17 protein-coding genes are annotated in these 21043 nt (G+C 36.7%); 11 read left to right on the top strand and 6 right to left on the bottom strand.

The window, feature by feature from the left end; all coding sequences use genetic code 11:
• On the top strand, positions 1–480 hold a 480-nt coding region (locus H7254_RS02275), incomplete at its 5' end, for a hypothetical protein (protein ID WP_301931442.1).
• 132 nt (positions 481–612) lie between these two features.
• Here the strand turns inward: H7254_RS02275 and H7254_RS02270 are convergent.
• A complete protein-coding gene (locus H7254_RS02270) occupies positions 613–882 on the bottom strand; it encodes a short-chain dehydrogenase (RefSeq protein ID WP_301922585.1) in 270 nt (89 codons plus the stop codon).
• A gap of 519 nt (positions 883–1401) precedes the next feature.
• On the opposite strand from H7254_RS02270, the gene H7254_RS02265 reads away from it, so the two are divergent.
• From H7254_RS02265 to H7254_RS02255, 3 genes are all read left to right on the top strand, one after another.
• A complete protein-coding gene (locus H7254_RS02265) occupies positions 1402–2877 on the top strand; it encodes a DUF5687 family protein (protein ID WP_301931441.1) in 1476 nt (491 codons plus the stop codon).
• Between the two features lie 64 nt (positions 2878–2941).
• Entirely contained in the window at positions 2942–3640 is a 699-nt protein-coding gene (locus tag H7254_RS02260) for an ABC transporter ATP-binding protein (protein WP_301931440.1), read from the top strand.
• Between the two features lie 102 nt (positions 3641–3742).
• Positions 3743–3940 carry a cold-shock protein gene (locus H7254_RS02255; RefSeq protein WP_290335824.1) on the top strand — a complete coding sequence of 66 codons (198 nt, stop codon included), beginning with the start codon at positions 3743–3745 and terminating at the stop codon, positions 3938–3940.
• Between the two features lie 117 nt (positions 3941–4057).
• Here H7254_RS02255 and H7254_RS02250 read toward each other — a convergent pair whose 3' ends face one another.
• Entirely contained in the window at positions 4058–5413 is a 1356-nt protein-coding gene (locus tag H7254_RS02250; protein ID WP_301931439.1) for an APC family permease, read from the bottom strand.
• 212 nt (positions 5414–5625) lie between these two features.
• Positions 5626–6153 (bottom strand): DUF255 domain-containing protein, encoded by a 528-nt coding sequence (locus H7254_RS02245; protein ID WP_301931438.1) that lies wholly within the window; start codon positions 6151–6153, stop codon positions 5626–5628.
• Positions 6154–6198: 45 nt separating this feature from the next.
• On the opposite strand from H7254_RS02245, the gene H7254_RS02240 reads away from it, so the two are divergent.
• A complete protein-coding gene (locus tag H7254_RS02240) occupies positions 6199–6780 on the top strand; it encodes a UbiX family flavin prenyltransferase (protein WP_301931437.1) in 582 nt (193 codons plus the stop codon).
• A gap of 118 nt (positions 6781–6898) precedes the next feature.
• Here H7254_RS02240 and H7254_RS02235 read toward each other — a convergent pair whose 3' ends face one another.
• A complete protein-coding gene (locus tag H7254_RS02235) occupies positions 6899–7564 on the bottom strand; it encodes an outer membrane lipoprotein carrier protein LolA (protein ID WP_301931436.1) in 666 nt (221 codons plus the stop codon).
• Between the two features lie 246 nt (positions 7565–7810).
• Between H7254_RS02235 and H7254_RS02230 the strand changes: the two genes are divergently transcribed.
• Positions 7811–9010: a DUF4407 domain-containing protein gene (locus tag H7254_RS02230; protein WP_301931435.1), complete on the top strand. Its 1200-nt coding sequence runs from the start codon at positions 7811–7813 to the stop codon at positions 9008–9010.
• A gap of 178 nt (positions 9011–9188) precedes the next feature.
• Here H7254_RS02230 and H7254_RS02225 read toward each other — a convergent pair whose 3' ends face one another.
• Entirely contained in the window at positions 9189–10844 is a 1656-nt protein-coding gene (locus H7254_RS02225) for a CTP synthase (RefSeq protein WP_301922577.1), read from the bottom strand.
• 561 nt (positions 10845–11405) lie between these two features.
• Between H7254_RS02225 and H7254_RS02220 the strand changes: the two genes are divergently transcribed.
• From H7254_RS02220 to H7254_RS02205, 4 genes are all read left to right on the top strand, one after another.
• Positions 11406–12731 carry a citrate (Si)-synthase, eukaryotic gene (locus H7254_RS02220; RefSeq protein ID WP_301922576.1) on the top strand — a complete coding sequence of 442 codons (1326 nt, stop codon included), beginning with the start codon at positions 11406–11408 and terminating at the stop codon, positions 12729–12731.
• 97 nt (positions 12732–12828) lie between these two features.
• Positions 12829–14109 (top strand): glutamate-1-semialdehyde 2,1-aminomutase, encoded by a 1281-nt coding sequence (hemL, locus tag H7254_RS02215; protein WP_301931434.1) that lies wholly within the window; start codon positions 12829–12831, stop codon positions 14107–14109.
• 70 nt (positions 14110–14179) lie between these two features.
• The gene (locus H7254_RS02210; RefSeq protein WP_301931433.1) at positions 14180–14680 is read left to right on the top strand and encodes a cupin domain-containing protein; all 501 of its coding nucleotides are present in this window, start codon (positions 14180–14182) and stop codon (positions 14678–14680) included.
• 125 nt (positions 14681–14805) lie between these two features.
• The gene (locus H7254_RS02205) at positions 14806–15279 is read left to right on the top strand and encodes a nucleoside deaminase (RefSeq protein ID WP_301931432.1); all 474 of its coding nucleotides are present in this window, start codon (positions 14806–14808) and stop codon (positions 15277–15279) included.
• Between the two features lie 43 nt (positions 15280–15322).
• On the opposite strand, the gene H7254_RS02200 is transcribed toward H7254_RS02205, so the two are convergent.
• On the bottom strand, positions 15323–15949 hold the full coding sequence (locus H7254_RS02200) for a response regulator transcription factor (protein WP_301922572.1): 627 nt from the start codon (positions 15947–15949) through the stop codon (positions 15323–15325).
• A gap of 607 nt (positions 15950–16556) precedes the next feature.
• Between H7254_RS02200 and H7254_RS02195 the strand changes: the two genes are divergently transcribed.
• Positions 16557–21043 (top strand): PAS domain S-box protein (locus H7254_RS02195; RefSeq protein WP_301931431.1); only part of this gene is annotated, 4487 nt, incomplete at its 3' end.

Genomic DNA, 21043 nt, shown 5'->3' with positions numbered 1-21043 from the left:
TTTAGATTTAATGCAGGTCCGGAATTAGGATTTGCAACGGGTTCTTTTTCCAATACCCACTCTATAGGAATTGGAGGTTCTGTTCAGGGGGAAGTTTCTTTGCAGGAACATTTATACGGTACAGCTACCTTCGGTGTAACGGCATATAAGGGTAAATCTTCCGGATCAAATACAAATTACAAAGTAGCTACGATTATACCACTTAGAGTGGGTGCAAAATATTTTTTAACTGGAGGATTTTATGGTTCATTTCAGTTAGGAGTTGGATTTTTGAATAATACAACTCCAGGTCTTAATATTATCAATCCAAATACGGATGCTTCTGGAACTGCATTTGCTTATTCGCCTCAGATAGGTTATGAATTTAAAACGAAAAATTACAAGTCTATTGATGCTACTTTTAAATATGACGGGTATTCGGGCGGCAATAAAATTGGTACCGTTGGAACTATAGGATTTAGATTGGCTTATATTTTTTAAACGATAAAGTAGTTGAATTAAAAAAAGTGCTACTTGTATAGTTGCACTTTTTTATTAATAATATTTCGCTCAGGTAAATTGCTTTGAATAAAAAACACCTGGAATAAAATTCAAATCAGGGGAAGCAGTTAATTATACTGCTGCTACCTGCTTTGGTAACGTAATGCGGTTAAATTCTGCACCGCTGAATATCTTGGCTAATCTGTTATCATGCGATTCTTTCCATTCTTTAATATTAGTTTCAGAAACAATGCGCCAGAAGTTTTTTGATTTCAGATCTTCGTAATCCGGAGACTGAACGAAAATACCCAGGATGGTATTTCTTTTCTTAAATTCAATCTTAACGGCGTTTTTTGCGAGATGCCCCCCTTCAATAAATTTTGCAATTACTTCGTTTATCATAATTAAAATTTTTGCAAATGTAGGCTTTTTCAGGCGTATTTCGGTAAGTATTAAAACATAATATGTAACGCAATAACCGCACAATAACTAAACTGATTTCATTCTAAACTCTTTGCGTCTAACCGATGGTGTACAACCAATGCAAAATTTTTGCGCTTCACATCTGCAAAGAAAATTAATTACCTGTTTATCATCCATCACTTCAACATAAAAGATAAATAAGCATTGCGAAACTAAATTCTATTACCAGGCAAACGCATCTGATTTTTTGCATACTAAAGGGCGGGTAAGATTATAGGGAGACAGTTTTTAAGGCAACAAAATCCCAAATGAATAACATTTCATCCATTTGGGATGCAAAAAAATAGCTTCAACTATTTTCCTAAAATTATTTCATCCTTTTGGAATTAAGCAAACGAATGTTTCATAGTGCTCTTAATTTAAACGTCTAGCCTGATTACTTTGTAAGGTAAGATGATTTTATATTTCTACATTTACCAAAATATTCCTCCCTTTAAAATGACATTATCAATATTTCTTGCGCATCAATGGCATAGTTTCTGGCGGGCCCGCAATGCCAATAAAAGCCTGGTGCTACAGATTGTTTTAGGTATTTTTTATTTGCTGATATTTATAGACATTGCTGGCCTGGGTATTTTATTACCTTACCTGGTACAGGAATCAATACCGGATAAAGAGCCCATATCTTTATTTTGTTCTTACATTATTTACTATTTCCTCCTGGGGCTATTGGTTAGGTTTCAGTTACAGGAACTGCCTTCGATCAGCATTCAGCCTTACCTGGCGCAAAACATTAAACGCAGCAGTATGCTACGTTTTTTAAACGTACGTTCATTGGTGCATGTTATAAATATTTTGCCACTGTTTATTTTTATCCCATTTTCTGTAGTAATTATTTTACCTGTTTACGGTGCATTTGCAACCGGTTGTTTTTTACTATCAATGTTTGCTTTGGTCATTAACAACCATTTTTTAAACATGTACATTAAACGCAAATCAGTAAGCAGCAGTGGATGGTTCTTTTCTATTATTGTTATTATCCTTTTGTTAAAAGGATTCGATTATTTCAAAATTTTCTCTTTTGAAAAAACGTCCGCCAACCTGTTTACCGGCTTACTCCATCACCCCGGCTTGTGTATTATTCCTGTAGCATTGGCAATTTTTGTTTTCCTGCTTAGCAACCGGTATTTAAGAAGCCATTTATACATTGAAGAACTGGTAAGTGAACGCAAATTAAAAGTAAGCAGGAACTATTCTTTTTTAGATAAATATGGCGATATGGGAGAAATGATGGCACTGGATCTAAAGCTGATCTTTAGAAATAAACGTCCAAAATCATTGATTATTTTATCGGGTGTATTTTTATTATACGGTTTTTTATTCTATCCCAGATATTTGCAAACAGGCAACTACACTATGTTGTTTCTTTTTGCTTTATTTATTACCGGATTATTTATTAGCAATTACGGACAGTTTTTATTTGCCTGGCAAAGCAGTCATTTTGATGGCATGATGAGTTACAATATCAATATAAAGCAATACATAAAAACCAAGTTTTATTTATTTGTAACGGTAAGTTCTTTACAATTTTTAATAGCCAGTTTTTATGGATTTATGGGATGGCAGATTATACCTATTCAGTTAGCTGCTTTTTTATACAGTATTGGTATTAATAGTTTTTTAACCATTTATGCCGCTACCTACAATTATAAATACCTTAATCTCAGCAAATCAGCCAGTATGAATTTTCAGGGAGTTGGCGCCATACAATGGCTGCAAATGTTAATTATTGCATTTGGGCCAGTGGGAGTATTTTTTTTATTAAATAAATATGCTGGTTTTTGGGCTGCCATTATAAGTATCTCCGCAGTAGGAATTATAGGTTTGGCACTCAATAAAATGATCATACACTGGCTGGCAGGGCAATTCAATATTCGTAAACATAAAATACTGGAAGGTTTTAGAGAGCGGTAATCTTTGCAGTTAACAGTTGCAATTACTGCACCTGTTTTTATTTTATTCACAAAAAAAAGTATACATGATTGTTATAAAAAATTTGCAAAAATCATACAAGGGAGTGATTGCTGTTGACGTTGAAGAATTGGAAATTCATGCGGGCGAAGTAATTGGTTTGGTAGGAAACAATGGTGCCGGCAAAACTACTTTTTTCAGATTATTGCTTGACCTCATCAGAGCAAACAAGGGTGAGATATTATCAAAAGGAATTCCGGTAACTACCACCGAAGAATGGAAAAGTTATACCGCAGCTTATATTGATGAAGGTTTTTTGATTGATTACCTTACGCCCGAAGAATATTTTTATTTTGTGGGCAAACTCAATCAATTATCCAAAGCAGATGTGGATGATTTCCTACAATCCTATCAGGTATTTTTTGATGAGGCGGTTTTGGGTAAAGGAAAGTATATCCGTGATTTTAGCAAGGGCAACCAGTTTAAAATTGGTATTGTTGCAGCACTGCTTACCAATCCCGAATTATTAATATTGGATGAACCCTTTGCCAACCTTGACCCTACCACCCAGTTAAGATTGGTGGATATGATAAAGGAAATGGCAGCCCATAAACAGATGTGCGTTGTTGTAAGCAGCCATGATATTAACCATGTTTCGGAAGTAAGCAGCCGGGTTTTGCTGATGGAAAAAGGTAAAATTATTAAGGATATCGCCGGCGGAGAAGCTGCGTTTGATGAAATGGTAGATTATTTTAAAGTGAAATAGCTTCAGTTACAGTTGTAAACATACAAATTGTAGTATTTGTGTACTGTTTTAAAATAAAAAGGTATATTTGCGACTTAAATTTATACAATACAATTTTAAAAAATGGACAAAACACTAGGCACCGTTAAGTTTTTCAATTCTGAAAAAGGATTCGGTTTTATCAAGCATGATGATTCTAACAAAGAAACTTTCGTACATGTTAGCGGATTAATCAACGACATTAAAGAAGGCGACCATGTAGAATTTGATCTGCAGGAAGGTAAAAAAGGTTTAAATGCCGTTAACGTTAAATTGATCTAATAGAACATATTGATCTTTGTTAATAAAAGGTATTGGGCTGCTAATTTTTTAGCGGCCCTTTTTTTATGCAACTATCTAAACCCCGGTGGCATAGTTAGGCAAAAGCAGGTTTTACAATCAGGATACAAAAGGCCACTGTTTTTTTATTTTTGCCATCAAAAAATAGACAACCAATCCACTGCCAAAAACCAGTAAAAAAGAAAGTATAATCGTGAAGCCTGTTGCATAAAAAATAAAAAGCCACATGGCAATTGCCAGCACCACCGGCAAAGGATATAAAGGCATTTTGAAAGGCAGGTTTTCCGTTCCATTTCTTTTTCGTAACAGTACCACGCCGGCTGCCTGGCCAATAAACTGCACCATAATACGCATTGCCAGTATGCCATCAATAATGTGTTTCATTTTAAAAGATAAACTAAATATAAATGCCAGTGCTGCCAACACTAATAATGACACATAGGGGAAATTTTTTGTTGGATGTAATTTGCCAAACACTTTAAAAAAAGCTCCGTCAACCGCGGCGGCATAAGGTACTCTTGAATACCCTAACATTACCGCAAATAAAGATGCCAGTGCTACCCACAAAATCATAATGGTGCCCACCTTTGCTGCCGTTGGCCCATACAGTCTTTCTAAAAATGTACTCACCACAAAATTATTCAGGCCGTTATCCTGCCAGTACTTTATTTCCTGCCAGGGTATTACACTGCCTACACTCATGTTCATTGCCAGGTATAAAACAGCAATACCAATTACAGAAATGAACATGCTGCGTGGAATATTTTTTCCAGGATCTTTTATCTCGCCACCCAAATGACAGACATTGTAATAACCAAGATAACTGTACACAGTTTTTACGCAAGCCTGTCCAAATACAAAAGACACCAGCTGCCCCCAGCTGAAATCAGTATTTATATTTTTTAAAGGCTGTAAAAAATTACCATGCGCAATACCACCAATGATGATCCAGCCAAGGGTAAGCAATACACCCGTCCATAACAACACTCCAATTTTACCAATACTGTCAATTTTTCTGTACAGTAAAAACGTGATAAAAATGATAACGGCACCCGACACTGCCTTGGCCTGCCAGTCTTGCAAATGAATCAAATATCCCAGGTACTGCGAAAAACCTATGGCTGCAGAAGCCGCCACCAGCGGGGCCTGTATAACAGTTTGCCACACATATAAAAAACTCATCAGGCGGCCCATACCATTTTTGCCATACGCTTCTTTTAAAAAATTATAACTACCTCCTGCCAATGGATAAGCTGCTCCCAGCTCACTCCATATCATGGCATCAACCAGCGACAGCAGGGCTCCTGCTATCCAGGCGTATAAAAACATGCCGCCCATTAGCCCCATGACAATCGGTAAGGTTACAAAGGGACCAATACCAACCATATCGATCATGTTGAGTACGGTAGATTGAAAAAGTCCGAGCCTGCGTTGAAGTATAGGAGCTGCTGCCATTAAAATATTTAAGAGCGGAAATTACAATTTAGAAGCCACAATATAATTAGTGTGTTTTGTATAAATACAATAACAGTGGCTAATGCCGGGAAATTAAGCTGTAAAATAGGTAAGTAAAACATCCTTAAAAACAAACTGGCCTCCTTAAGGAAGCCTGATTGTTTCGGAATCATTAATAATCGAAAACAAATATTAAATATCGTATAATTTTTTTACCAGCTTTTATTAAGCGCCTTATTGAATTCGGGGAAATTTTGTTTTTTATAAGCGTTTTCGCCAAAATACTTTAAAGGAGATTCTATTTCTTTTACTTTTAAATATCCTGAAAGAGGCACTGGCTGGGCATTTATGTCAGCAACAAACACCGTGGTTGGAAAACTCAATTGTCCATAGCACAAATAAACCGCCAGCCCGTTCACCTTATTTAATTTATTATAGCCGTATTTTTTTCCATTCCATTGCAACGAATCTTTTTGTTCTGCATCTAATTTTACGGCATAATAATGTTCATTGATATAAGCTGCAACTTTTTCATTGCTGTAAGTTTCTTTGTCCATTACCTTGCACCAGCCACACCAGCTTGTATACACATCTACCAAAATTGGTTTAGGGTTTTTGCTATACGCTTCGTTTAATTGTGCTATTGTAAGCCACTGTACTTTTTCCTTCTGTAAAGGCATAAAAGAAATGCTTACAAAAAACAACACCATGATAATTAAAAAAAGGGTAACCTTTTGCATACAATAATTGTTTAGTAGCTTACACCATCACCTAACGTTCAATCAATGAATAAAATTGTTGTAGCCATTACCGGAGCAAGCGGATCTGTATATTCAAAAGTTTTATTAGACAAATTGCTGAACATAAAAGATCAATGGGCCGATCTTTCGGTTGTTTTAACAGAAAATGCCAAAGAAGTATGGAAAACAGAAATGGATAACGACCATTATAAAAATTATCCTGTAAAAATGTATGGTTCGCAGGATTTTATGGCGCCATTTGCTTCCGGTTCGGGCCAGTATAATATCATGATTATTGTTCCCTGCAGCATGGGTACATTGGGTAGAATTGCCGGTGGCATCAGCAACGATCTTATCAGCAGAGCAGCAGATGTTGTTCTTAAAGAAAGAAGGAAATTGATTTGTGTGGTGAGAGATACTCCTTACAATCTTATCCATATTCGTAATATGGAAACGATCACATTGGCTGGTGGAATTATTTGCCCCGCTACCCCGTCGTTTTACAGCAAACCTGCCACCATTGAAGAAGTGGCTGCAACAGTTGTTGACAGGGTACTTGATATTGCCGGACTAACCATTAATACCTTCCGTTGGGGAGGCTCAATATCTAATAAAGAAGAAATATAGAAAAGCTCAGTAGGGATTGATCCAAAGAAAATAACCTGGCGGCCATACTTATTGATACTTTCAACAAAAAAGCAGCGTTATTAACTGCTGCTTTGCATTTATAAAATTGAAAATATATTTACCTTAAATCAATTACTTCTACACCGGGAAATTTCTTTGCATCAAATAAAAATTGCGTATCATTTACTGATGTTGCTGTATTCATATTGGTTACGGAATAGGTATATTTATTGCCCGTTTTTTCAAACACTTTTGTACTGCTGATGGTTTGTGATCCCTTATCTACAAATACAAGTACCTTAAAAAATGGCTTGCTTTTGTCAATGGGTGTTAACTCAATTTCCTGTATCTTTTTACCAGCTACTGTTTTTTCCCCATTCAGTTTATACAAATAATCTTTATCATAAAAATTGGTAAATATTTTTTGAGGAGTAAGGCTGTTGGCAGCAGGATCTACTTTGGTAATGGTTACCTCATTGGTGCTTTTATCATACGTTGAAATAGTACTGCCATCACAAAAAATTTCCTGGCCTGTAATGGTTACGCGGTATTTGTTGCCTTTCATATAAACAATGCCGGTTTTAGTTCCTAAATTTTTACCAGCACCATTTTCAATATTTAAAGCAAATTTTGCCTGTACCCCTTTAAAGGTTTTAAATTTTGCACTTACGGCATCCAGCACTTTTTTTGCATCGGGATCGTTGTTCCCCAATCCTTTTGGTTGAGCATAAATGGTAACGATACTCAATAGTAAAAGTGTCACCGATGTAATTAGTTTATTCATTTTATTAGATTTATATACAATACTTTTTTATAAAGAGGTCAAAGATAAGCGAATAGACTGTTTTACAAATACTGAGTTTAACATTGGTTTTTAAGGAAGTGTTAATGTATTTTTTATTACCCAAATAAATAAGCATGGTTAACGTTAATAGTTATTATCAAGTTGTATTTTACATCCACTTCAATTCTCAACATACTTCACCGCACTATTGATTCTATTTTGTAATCATTTAATATCATTGAAATCATGATGGAAAAAACTATTGCCCTTACCCAAAGGGAAACTTATGCTCCCGGCAGATTTACAGAATTTTTATGGTGGCTTTCTACCGCAGAAAAAGAACTACTGGCTGATGCGGTGGTTGACCGCAACCGCCATAAAATAATCGGCATGACGGTATTAACTACCTGGGCTTTTGCCACCCTGGCCTGGACGTATTTTTTTAGTACAGTTGCCACGTCCGGCTGGCTGGCCGTACTACTTGGTTTTTTTATGGGATTTATTATTTTAACCATCGACCGGGCGTTAATAAAAGGCATCAATAAATTTTCAAAAAGCAAATTGCTGCCTTTGGTTTTCAGAAGCTTACTTGCCCTTACCATCGGTACTTTCATGGCGCAGCCTGCATTGTTGTATATATTTAATAAAGAGATCAGGCTGCAAACATCTTTAGACAATGAAAAAAAGAAACAACTAAAAAGCCAGGAACTCACCGACCTGTATAAAAATAAGCAGACAACCTTGTTATCAGAAAAAGAAAGCCTTCAAAAAGAACTTCAAATAAAATATGCAGATGTTGCCAAAGCCAGGCAAAATTTTTTATCAGAAACCGATGGGAGCGGCGGTACTGGTAAAGTGGGCATTAAGGATATTGCCATTGCCAAAAGAAACGAATATCAAAAATTAGATGGCGAATATCAACAGTTGGTCAATATTGAGCAGCCAAAAATTACAACCATTGAAACAGCATTAAAAACAATGGATGATACCATTAAAAAAGAAGAAGCTGATTTTACTAATTACTTCAACGATGGTTTTTTAACACAGATTGAAGCACTCAATAATCTGATAAAAACCAATCCTGCCTTGCAGTTCAGGTATTATTTATTAGTCATTATTTTATTATTGATAGAACTGATGCCTGTGATTGCAAAAACGATTTTACCCTCCGGCACCTACGATGAAAGAGCCATGCAAAGAGAAGCAATGGAAAAAGAAATGGTGAGCAGCAATATCAGTAAAGAAAAAGAGCTAAAAGAATTGTACAATTCATTGGCGCATCAAAATGACAAAGAAGCTATCTCAGCTTTTTTCGATCTTACTAAAGAAGAGCGCAACCAGAAAATAACGGGTTTCAGTCAACAATGGAAGCAGGAAAAAAATCAAACTTTTAACAGCCTGTGGGAAACGATGAAGAAAGAAGTTTTAACCCGGCAGGAACACTGATTTGATGTCAGGTTTCTTTCAGTATACAAAATTTTGTTTCATTACTCCAGAAATATTATTACTAATAATATAGCGGTAATGTCTGATTTTCTTCTGGCTTGATGACAGATTTTTATATTTAACAGCTAACAATTATAAAAAAATGAAAGCTATTTAAAAATCAGCGATCAGAGATTTTTTATATCAGCTCGCTTTGCAATACAGCATTTTTTACGGCAGTTTTTCTATCCGAAAATTCTTTTGCAGCCTTAATAAAGTTTACAAAAATTGGCTGAGGATTTTCTACCGTACTTTTTAGTTCCGGGTGATATTGTACACCAATAAAAAAAGGATGATCTTTTAACTCAATAATTTCTACCAGGCCCGTACCGGGGTTTTTTCCACTGGCAATCATACCTGCATTTTCAAATTGTTCCAGGTAGGCATTGTTAAATTCCCAGCGGTGGCGGTGCCGTTCGCTGATAGTTGACTGACCATAAATTTTATAAGCAAGCGTATCTTCCTTTATTTCGCATGGATAAGCGCCTAACCGCATAGTACCACCCTTTGCAGTCACTTTCTTTTGGCCTTCCATCAAATCAATTACCGGATTCGTGGTGTCAGCCTTCATTTCAGTACTATTGGCATCTTTTAAATCCAGTACATTTCTTGCAAACTCAATAGCCGCCATTTGCATTCCCAGGCAAATGCCAAAAAACGGCAAATTGTTTTCTCTTGCAAATTTTACCGAAACGATTTTGCCTTCAATGCCCCTCATACCAAAACCAGGGGCTACCAACAAACCATCCAGACCGCCCAATTTTTCCTGCACATTATCCTCTGTAATTGTTTCGCTGTGTACATTCACAATGTTCACCTTGCATTCGTTTATGGCGCCCGCATGAACAAAAGATTCTAAAATAGATTTATAGGCATCCTGCAGCTCAATATATTTTCCAATCAAACCTATATTAATTTTTCCGGATGGATATTTCAGCTTATCCAGGAAACCTTTCCATTTACTTAGTTCAGGAGCTGAGTATCCGTTGATGTGCAGTTTTTTTAATACAATTATGTCCAGGCCTTCATGCAACATTTTCAAAGGCACTTCATAAATAGAATTGGCATCCATCGCTTCAATAACCGCTTCTGTTTTTACATTACAAAACAAGGCAATTTTTTTTCTCAATTCCATGTTTAATGAACGCTCGGTTCTGCAAACAATAATATCCGGATGCACCCCGTTTTCACTCATTAGTTTTACACTGTGCTGCGTAGGTTTTGTTTTTAATTCTTTAGCAGCCTTTAAATAAGGAATTAATGTAAGATGCACTACCAGGCAGTCTTCTTCTTCCATCTGCCATTGCAGCTGCCGTACTGCTTCAACAAAAGGTAAACTTTCGATATCACCTACGGTACCGCCAATCTCTGTTATAACGATATCATATTCTCCCGTATTTCCTAACAACAACATGCGGCGTTTTATTTCATCCGTAATATGTGGAACCACCTGCACTGTTTTACCAAGATAAGCACCTTCTCTTTCCTGGTTAATAACGGTTTGGTAAATACGCCCGGTGGTAACATTATTGGCCTGGCTTGTATGGATATTTAAAAAGCGTTCGTAGTGCCCCAGATCCAGATCCGTTTCTGCACCATCTTCTGTAACAAAACATTCACCATGTTCGTAAGGGTTTAATGTTCCTGGATCTACATTAATGTAGGGATCAAATTTCTGGATGGTAACTTTCAACCCTCTTGCCTGTAATAATTTAGCAAGAGAAGCCGCTATAATACCTTTACCTAAAGAAGAGGTAACCCCTCCGGTTACAAAAATATATTTAGCCGTTTTCATGTAATTATCTGTTTTGAGTTTGTCATTTTATTAATGGATGAAACAAAAAATGCCTGCCAGTATATGTTCAATCTGTTTCGATGCCGGGTTATAATTAGGTAAACATATTACTTACAAAACAATATCTAAAATGGTAGTTTTTAATTCCGAAATGACCAGCGGAAAAAAATGAAGATAAGATATCCGTGAGGTCGGTCAAAAATACAGCAAAAAATCCGGAGGAGAAAATTTAGCAAAGGGATTTGTTCAAAAACAATTCACAAAAAAAACAAAATGCTTGCCAGTTAAGCCTTCCAGCTTAAAAAAGTTGAACGATATTTTTGCACCATACCTTAAATGATAGTATAAATAATGGTTAAATTAATAAAATAATAATAGCCTCCGGAATATAAATTCTTTTCATTTTCTGCCATATTAAAATATAATTTAAATACCAGTTATGCCTGCTTCAAAAAGGTATCTGTAAAAGTTTACTGCAAAAACTTTTGTTTTGCATCTGGCAGCGTTGTAATTTTATCTATTTTAATAAAGCATCAATATTGAATGTATAAAATATAACTTATGGGTGATATTAAACAGAGTTTTAAGACAAAATCAGATACGGCAAGTGTAGAAATTAAAGCTATGTTAAAAGAACATGGTGACAAAAAAATAGGAGAAGTAACGCTTAACCAGATTTACCAGGGAATGCGTGGAATCACTGGGCTTGTATCTGAAACTTCTTTACTGGATGCCCAGGAAGGTATTCGCTTTCGCGGACATACGATTCCTGAATTAAGAGAAAAATTACCTAAATCGAAAAATGGTGCCGAGCCGTTACCAGAAGGATTATTTCATTTAATGTTAATGGATGAATTTCCAACGGAAGAGGATGCACAGCACATCACCGCTTTATGGCAAAGGCGCAGTCACGTGCCCAACCACGTATTTGCCACCATTGAAGCTTTACCCGTAAGTACGCACCCGATGACTCAGTTTGTTGTTGCCATTATGGCTTTACAAACAGAAAGCACTTTTGCCAAACGCTATGCTGCAGGAATGAATAAAAAAGATTACTGGGAAGCTACCTTTGATGATACTATGGATTTGGTGGCCCGTTTGCCCAGAGTGGCTGCTTATATTTATAGAAGAAAATACAAAAGGGGCGAACACATACAGCCAAATGGCCTGCTGGATTGGGCCGGTAATTTTGCCCACATGATGGGATACGATAATGAAGAATTTAAAGAACTGATGCGGCTGTACATGACCATTCATGCAGATCATGAGGGGGGGAATGTTTCAGCACATACTACCCATCTGGTAGGGTCAGCATTAAGTGATCCCTATCTTTCTTTTGCTGCGGGTATGAACGGGCTGGCAGGCCCTTTGCACGGTTTGGCCAACCAGGAAGTAATTAAATGGATTTATGATATGCGGGAAGATCTCGGCGTGGAAACCCCCTCAAAAATACAGATTGAAGAATATGTAAAGAAAACACTGAGTGAAGGAAAAGTTGTACCCGGTTATGGTCATGCCGTTTTGCGTAAAACAGATCCCCGGTTTACTGCATTAATGGAATTCTGTAAAAAACATTTACCCGATGACCCACTGGTAAATACCGTTTGGAATATTTATGAAGTGGTACCTCCATTGTTAAAATCGCTGGGTAAAGTAAAAAACCCCTGGCCAAATGTTGATGCACATAGTGGTGCATTACTGGTGCATTACGGCATGGTGGAATATGAATTTTATACTGTTTTGTTTGGCGTATCGCGGGCACTGGGTGTACTGGCAAGCCTTTGCTGGGACAGAGCCCTGAGCTTTCCACTCGAACGTCCAAAATCTGTTACTACAGATCTGGTAAAAAAATGGCTGGAAGGAAAAGATGAAATTTGGGGTGATTAATTTTACCGTTTATTTTACTATTCAATAAAATAAACAATCAACAATTGTAAGGGTAACCTGGCATGCTATAACCGGCATCAAACATCATTTTAAAAGTATGTATCAAAATAGCAAACAACTTTTCGAGCGGGCACAGCAATCTATACCCGGCGGTGTAAACTCGCCCGTACGGGCTTTTAAGAGTGTAGGCGGCACACCAGTATTTATAAAAAGTGCTAAAGGAGCTTATTTATATGATGCGGATGATAATCAGTACATTGATTACATTGCTTCCTGGGGCCCCATGATTTTGGGACACGCATATGAACCGGTTATAAAAGCTATACAGGAAAAAGCCATTTACTCCACCTCATTTGGCGCACCGACCGAACTGGAAATTGAGATGGCTGAACTGATAAAATCAATGGCACCCAATATTGACCTGGTGCGCATGGTAAGCAGCGGCACAGAAGCCTGTATGAGTGCATTGCGTTTGGCACGGGGCTATACAGGCAGAAATAAATTTATTAAATTTGACGGCTGTTATCATGGCCATGCGGATGCTTTTTTAGTGAAGGCGGGCAGCGGAATGGCTACCCTGTCCATTCAAACAGTACCGGGCGTAACGGCTGGCGTTAGTAATGATACCCTAACCTGCGCATACAATGATTTGCCGGCGGTACAGCAATTGGTACAACAATATAAAGGAGAAATTGCAGCCATTATTATTGAACCCATCGTGGGTAATATGGGATGCGTTCTTCCTGCACCAGGTTTTTTAGAAGGCCTTCGGAAAATATGTGATGAAGAAAGTATTATTTTTATTTTTGATGAAGTAATGACAGGTTTCCGGCTGTCGGCTGGCGGTGCACAGGCAAGGTTAAATATCAATGCCGACCTGGTAACCTATGGCAAAGTGATGGGCGCTGGTTTACCTGTAGGCGCTTTCGGTGGCAAAAAAGAAATCATGCAACACATTGCCCCACTCGGAAACATTTACCAGGCGGGCACTTTAAGCGGAAACCCTATTGCAATGATTGCAGGATATACTTTATTAAATGAATTAAAAGCAAACCCGGCGTTTTATATAGAACTGGATGCCAAAACAAAATACCTGGCCGATGGCTTCGAAAAAGTTTTTATACAAGCTAAAGTTGCTTACCGCATTAACCGCTTTGGAAGTATGATTAGTATTCATTTTAGTGATCATGATATTACTGATTTTGAATCTGCCTCCAAGGCAGATATTGGCAGGTTTAACCAGCTCTTTCATTTTATGCTGAACAAAGGAATTTATTTACCGCCTTCTGCATACGAAAGCTGGTTTTTAAACAACGCATTATCTTATGCAGATCTTGATAAAACAATTGACGTGCTGCAACAATTTTTATTGCAGTAATTCTATAGCATCCAGAAAATTCATACTTACTTTTTTGTAAGAAAGAAAACATGCCTTGTTATTAAAAACTATGCTTAACGCAGCGCAACTTATACAGCAATATAACCTTCAGCCACATCCTGAAGGTGGCTGGTTTAAGGAAACGTACAAATGCCACGAATATATCCCAGCCAGTGCTTTACCGAAAAGATTTGGCAGCAACAGAGCCTTTTCTACAGCCATTTACTTTTTGCTGGAGCAAGGAAATTTCTCTGCTTTTCACCGGATAAAAAGTGATGAGTGCTGGCATTTTTATGCCGGCGATCCTTTGAGGGTATATGTGCTGCAACCCAACGGCCATCTGGATATCATTGACCTGGGCAATGATATTTTTCAAGGGCAACAGTTTCAATATATCGTGCCAGCCAATTGCTGGTTCGCCAGCCGCCCTTTACCCGGAAGCAGCTTTTGTTTTGTTGGCTGCACGGTTGCCCCCGGTTTTGATTTTGCAGATTTTGAAATGGCGGATGCAGCATCATTAATAGCAAAGTATCCTCAATATCAAAACATTATTAAAGAATTGTGCAGGTAAAAATGTACTTTAAATTTTTATACCTGGTTAATTGACCAGCTTACAATTCCCTGAAACTGCCGTTTAACTTTTTCTTTAAAAAAAGTTGTACGAATGGATATTATCTTTACCCATTTAAGACTATTATGACAAGAGAGGAAAATTTTATGCAGCAGGCAATTGCATTATCCCAGCATGGGATGATGAACAATGAAGGTGGCCCTTTTGGCTGCGTAATAGTGAAGGATGATGTAATAATTGGCAGGGGAAATAACAAAGTGATTTGCACCAAAGACCCGACTGCGCATGCAGAAATTACGGCCATCAGGGATGCCTGTAAAAATCTAGGCAGTTATCAGTTGGACGGGTGTGAAATTTATACCAGTTGCGAACCGTGCCCCATGTGCCTGGGTGCCATTTATTGGGCTCGGCCCAAAGTGGTATATTATGCCAACAACCGGCAAGATGCCGCCAATATTGGGTTTGATGACTCTATGATATATGAAGAGATAAAACTTGAAATTACAGACAGAAAAATACCTGCCATTTGTTTAGGCAGAAATGAGGCACTAAAAATATTTGAGGCGTGGACAGATAAAACCGACAAAAATGTTTACTGAACAACTTCGCGTATCAGTAATTATCTGAAGTATCAAAGATATTTTACAAATTATAAGAGGTAGCCATTTCTTTTAATTCCAACAAATTAGATACACGAAGTTTATCAAATAACCTGGCTTTATGTGTGCCGATTGTTGAAACCTGTAAATTTAATAATCTTGAAATTTCACTAATGGTCTGTCCTGTTAAAAGCAAGGAAACAATTTCAAATTCCCTGGGTGAAAGCTGGTTGAACGGATTGCTGGGCGTATCAGAAATAGATTCTTCTGCAAGTATGGCAGCAAGTGTATCGCTGATGTATTTGCGGTTGTTTAAAACAAGATTAATCGCTTTTTTAATTTCTTCCAACGGAGCATCTTTTGATAAAAATCCTTTTGCCCCCGCTTTTAAAAACCGTTTGGCATAAATACTTTCAGCGCTCATTGAAAATACAAGCACTTTAGCATCGGGATATTTAATATGTATGTATTCCATTAGCCCCAACGTATCTGTTTTAGGCATCTGAATATCCATCATAATCAGATCGTATTGATTGTGCTTTAAATTCTCCGTTGCTGATTCACCATCTCTTGCCTCGGCAATTTCTGAAGGTTTAAATAACTCAAGCAATAATCCTTTGATACCTGAGCGTACAACATCGTGATCGTCAACTATTAAAAATTTTTTCATTGGTACAGGTAATTTTTTTGACTCAAAAAAATTTTCTAGTTCTGTACGAAATTACCTTTATATTAATAAATAAAGAAATATTTCTTAGTAAAAATACCGGTTTACTTTCAGGCAGTTTACAGCATTATTCAACACTGTCATCTACATCTTTTTATCTAAATTATTGTATAGAAAAAATACTACAGACAATACATTGCTATATTACCTTGCAGGTGTTTGTTACCTGGTATATTTGCGCATGCAATAAAACAAAAATTTATTTAAAAATAAATTGAAGTAGATGCATCCCGTTTTAAATCCAAATCCAGGGCCTATTAATTAAACTTTTTAATTATAAAAGCTAATAAAAAAACAGACAGGTTGATTAACCCGTACAATATCGGTTTATTAACCTGTTTACTATTATTGCATTCAATGCGTAACTGCATCTATACAACAACTGATTATAAAAATAATTTGGCTACACGCAAAAAATACCTCAAAGATGTTATTTGTTTTAAATCAATCTGAATTAAAAATATTGTCGTTTTTATTGTTGATATTACTACCGGATTTAATGTAGACTTTGTACTTTCCGTTTACCAACATTAAAAATTTACTTATTAAAATGAAAAAAGTGTCCGGTAAAACGAAAGTAGTTTTTTCAGAAAAACAAAACATCCGGGAGGAAATTGTTGCCGGCAAAAATATTTATAAAAAAATTCAACCTGCACCTACTACTTTAAATTCCTCAATAATTTTACCCCTCAGCAACAAACATATTTTAACCCCCTTGTTTGATATTATTGATACGCCTATTTGTGTAATTGATGAAAACAGTTTTTTTGCCGATGCAAATGAACCCTTTTGTAAAATGTTCGGATATACCAAAGAAGAAATTATTGATCAAAATGCAGTAAGCATATTTACAAAAGAAAGCCTTGATGCGTTGCAGGAAAACAAGAAAAAATTTACCGGTGTATGGAATGGAAATTGTAAAAATGGACTCAGCCTGAGTATCACTGCAACTGGCACCGGGCTGCTGCATACAGACGGAAAAAAATACCAGATAATTACTATACAAAATATTTTACCAGTAACAAACCAAACAATACCAAAAGAAAATGCCAAAGTAATTGCGGCAGTTATAACTGAAAGATATATTACAGAACAAACAGAAAAAGATCTAAAAATAGCTCAAACAGAAAATCTTTTAAACAGGGCAGAAAGCATAACACATGCCGGTAGTATTGAAATTGACTTCTTCCATAACAAACGCCATTGGTCAGACGGGCTTTATAGACTCTTAGGGCTTGAACCCGGCACTGTTACCCCCAGCAAGAATAACTTTATTCAATATCTGCATCCGGAAGATAGAGAAGAATATTTAAAATCATTGCAGTCAAAACTGGCAGCAGGATTAACTTTCAGCCAGATAGAAACAAGGATTATCACCGCTGGTGGAGAAGTGAAAAATATACTGGCATCTGCAGAAGTAGAATATTCCGGCGAAGCAAAACCTTCGAAATTATCAGGCGTGATACAAGATATTACGCATCAAAAAATAGCAGAAAAACTGCTGTATAATGCAAAAAATTTAGCCCGGATCGGAAGTGCTGAAATAAATATTCAAACTGGAAAACGCATCTGGTCAGATGAATTTTACCGGATCATTGGTTTGAAACCAGGCTGTATCAAACCATCTGCCGAAGGCATTTTGCAATTTCTTCATCCCGATGAAAAAGCCGGTTATATACAATGGCTCCAAAATGGGCTGGTCACTATAGAATCGCAGCAAATTGAAACACGGATTATCAGGGCCGATGGAGAAGAAAGAGTCATCATAGCGTACGGATCAACCAAATACAACGCACAGGGTAAGCCAGAAGTTTTAACTGCTGTAATACAGGATATTACCGATCGTAAAAAAATGGAGCAGGAACTGCAGACAAGTAAAGAAATCTATCAATCCCTATTTTTTCAAAATCCGGCAGCAGTTTTTTCGCTGGATATGGATGGAAATATCACCAATACCAATCATATTTTTGCAGTTAAAGCAGAATGTACAAAAGAAGAATTAATTAAAGCACACTATACTTCTTTTTTATTTCCTGAAGACCATGCTCAGGTAAAAATATATTTTGAAAATACCAAAGCTGGCAAATCGCAGGAAAATGAAATACGGATTGTTACTGCAAAAGAAAATGTGTTGCATACATTATTAATAAGTTTACCCATTGTAGTTAATAATAAAATCATAGGCGTGTATTGCATTGCCAACGATATTACCAAAGAAAAAAATGCATTGACTTTACTGAATAAAACACTTACTGACAGGCAAAGAATTCTTGACTACTCACTAGATATGATTTGTGAAATTGATGCAGCAGGCAATTTTATACAGATTAATAAAGCCTGTAAAAAAGTATTGGGTTACCTGCCGGAAGAAATGATTGGCAAAAAATTTATTGATTTTGTGGTGGAGGAGGATAAAGTAGAAACACTTGAAATGGAAAAAGACATTGCTGTAAGAAGCATTGAAACCAATGATTTTGAAAACAGGTATGTGAGAAAAGATGGACGGATTGTAACCCTTTCCTGGTCTGCCCGTTGGGATAAAAATGAAAATACAATGTATTGCATTGCCAAGGATGCCACAGAAAAAAAAGCCCAGGCACGGGCACTGGGCTTATCAGAACAGCGATACCAATACCTGTTTAATAATAATCCCTTACCCTTATTTATTATTGATCTTAATACGCACCACTTCATTGAGGTAAACCCTGCGGCACTCAAAATATATGGTTACACTAAAAAAGAGTTTCTATCCCTTAAAACGAAAGACATCCGCCCGGCATCAGAAATTTTAATTATGAACAAGCTGCTGAAGGATGAAGCAGCTTTCAATCGTATTAGCGAAAGAACCTGGACACACAAAAAGAAGAATGGAGAACTGATGTATATGAACAGCACAGTAAAGCTGATTAATTATAATGGCAAAAAATGTGCATTGACTTTATTGAATGATGTAACAGAAAAAAGAAAATCAGAAGAAACCCTCCGGGAAAGTGAAGAGAAAAGAAGGCTGATAATGAATGCAGCACTGGACGCAATTATTTGTATGGATATACAGGGAAATATTACTTTTTGGAACCCGCAGGCAGAAAAAATATTTGGCTGGAAAGAAAAGGAAGTAATGGGTAAAAGTTTATCAAATATAATTATCCCCGAACGTTACCGGAAGTTACATCACCAGGGAATGGACAAATATTTGGCAACTGGTATTGGCCCTGCACTGAATACCATTTTAAACTTATCTGCCATTACCAAAGAGCAAAAAGAATTTCCAATTGAATTAACCATATTGAATATTAAAGGAAGTGGAGAAGAATTTTTCTGTTCATTTATAAGAGATGTTACCGAGCAAAGAAAAGCAGCCAGTTTAAAAAATTTTGAAAGAAGAGATAAAGAAGCCCTCATCAACAGTACTGACGACCCGATATGGAGTGTTAGTAAAGATTTAAAATTAATTGCAGGGAATAAAGCTTTTGTTAAAAACTTAAAAAAAGAAACAGACATAAATATTAAGTCCGGTGATTACCTTTTAATGAAAGATTCATTTTCTGAGGAAATGCTGTTAATATGGCATGAAATGTATTACTGTGCGCTATCGGGTGAAACAATAAAAAAAGAAATCAACATCAGTAAACCCAACTCAACCGCTGCGGTGTGGTTCGAAGTAAGTTTTAATCCAATTTACAATGATGAAGAAATAACCGGTATTGCCTGCTTCAGCAGAAACATTACCGAAAATAAATTACAAAAAGACAAGCTGATTGCCATCAATAAACAACTTGAAACAGCACAACAGATGGCAAAGCTGGGATACTGGGAAGTAGATCTTAAAACAAACACCGCCTTTTGGTCGGATGAATTGTACCGCATACACGGACTTACTAAAACCGGTTTGCCAATTTCGCTTCAAGAAATTATTGAGGTTATTCATCCGGACGATGTAAAAGATGTAAGCAGGCATTTTGCTGAAGCCATTGAAGGAAAAAGCTCCTATGATGTTGAGCACCGCATTGTATTAAAAGATGGTTCCATAAAAGTATTACTGCAAAAAGGAACTTTACTGTGTAACAAACAAGGCGAGCCAATTACATTGGAAGGTACCTCCCTGGATATTACTTTACAAAAACTAGCGGAAAAAACTATAAAGGATTCAGAAGAAAAATACCGGATGATCTTTAACTGTAATCCACTGCCCAACTGGATTTACGATCTGAAAACGCTGAAGATTATGGAAGTGAATGATGCAGCCATTGCACATTATGGTTATAGTAGCGATGAATTTTTAAATATGAGCATAAAAGAATTATTTATTACTGAGCAAGTGCCCGCAGTAATCAAGATGAATAAAGACATCCATAATTATGGAATTATCAATTTTGGGCAATGGCAGCATATTAAAAAAAGCTTTTCGGTTATTAATGTTGACATCACCGGTCATTCTATTTTTTATGCCAACCGGCAGGCAGTAATGATGGTATCAAACGACATCACTGAAATTATACATTCTCAACAAGCCCTGATTAAAAGTATTGAACGCTTTGAGTATGCCACCAAAGCAACTTCCGATGCTATATGGGATTGTGACCTGGTAAATGATACCATTTTCTGGGGTGAAGGATTCAATACATTGTTTGGTTATAAAATGAAGGAGCCAAAACCGGGCCTTCAATCATGGGAAACTTTTATACACCCAGACGATAAAATAGCTGTTGTGCAAAGTATAAATGATGTAATAAACGATCCGGAAAAAAAATACTGGCAGGGTGATTACAGGTTTAGAAAATTTGATGGAACTTATGCCACGGTAGTTGATTGTGCCCTCGTGATCAGAGATACAAAAGGCATACCTTACCGGGTAATTGGAGCCATGCAGGACATTACCAAACGAATTCAAAATGAAATTATTCTGACAGAACTAAATGAACAATTAAACAAAAGAGCAGCCGAGCTGGTCAGCTCAAATGCCGAGCTGGAACAGTTTGCATATATAGCATCGCACGACTTACAGGAACCATTAAGAATGGTAACCAGTTTTTTAAG

Origin of the sequence: Ferruginibacter sp., assembly GCF_014377975.1 — a bacterium.
GTDB lineage: Bacteria > Bacteroidota > Bacteroidia > Chitinophagales > Chitinophagaceae > Ferruginibacter.
This window is presented reverse-complemented; position numbering and strand designations above follow the sequence as displayed.